Below are 838 nucleotides of genomic sequence, written 5' to 3' on the forward strand. Positions count from 1 at the left end.
TAGGGTCAGGATGCATTGATTTTCGCCGCGCTGCATGATTCACGGCTCCGAAAACGGAGCGGTAACATGAGCGATCTTTTCTGGTTGAGCGATGCGCAGATGGCGCGTCTTGAGCCCTTCTTTCCAAAGTCCCACGGTATGCCCCGCGTCGATGATCGGCGCGTGCTGAGTGGGATTATCTTTATCAATCGCAATGGGTTGCGTTGGCGCGACGCACCTGCGGAATACGGCCCGCACAAGACGCTCTACAGCCGCTGGAAGCGCTGGAGCGAGAAAGGCATCTTCGCGCGGATGATGGCCGGGCTGGCGGCGGAACACGGCGAGAAGACCACCGTGATGATCGACGCGACATACCTCAAGGCCCACCGAACGGCGACCAGCATGGCCGCCAAAAAGGGGGGCGTGGTCGCCTGATTGGTCGAACCAAAGGCGGTATGAACACCAAGCTGCATGCCATCTGCGACAGTCAGGGGCGACCAATCGACCTGTTCGTCACCGCCGGACAGGTCAGCGATTATGTCGGCGCACGTGCGTTGCTCAGTGGCCTGCCAAACGTCAAATGGCTACTCGGGGATCGTGGCTATGACGCTGATTGGTTCAGAGAAGCGTTGCAGGACAAGGGGATACGCGCCTGCATCCCAGGCCGAAAGAAACGAAAGACGCCAGTCAAATACGACAAGAGGAGATACAAGCGACGCAACCGCATCGAGATCATGTTCGGCAGGCTCAAGGACTGGAGGCGCGTCGCGACCCGCTATGATCGATGCCCGAAGGTGTTCCTCTCAGCAATCGCCCTCGCTGCTCTCGTTATCTACTGGTTATGAATCCTGACCCTAGG

General features: G+C 58.6%; 1 protein-coding gene. It reads left to right on the forward strand.

Annotation, left to right across the window (positions count from 1 at the left end; all coding sequences use genetic code 11):
• Nucleotides 1–66: 66 nt before the first annotated feature.
• Nucleotides 67–824 (forward strand): IS5 family transposase gene (locus tag J7394_RS22800; RefSeq protein WP_209256250.1). Its coding sequence is split into 2 segments (ribosomal slippage): nucleotides 67–391 and nucleotides 391–824, totalling 759 coding nucleotides; the frame shifts between segments, so codons are not numbered across the junction.
• The last annotated feature ends 14 nt before the right edge of the window (nucleotides 825–838 follow it).

Source organism: Ruegeria sp. R13_0, from assembly GCF_017743995.1.
GTDB lineage: Bacteria > Pseudomonadota > Alphaproteobacteria > Rhodobacterales > Rhodobacteraceae > Ruegeria.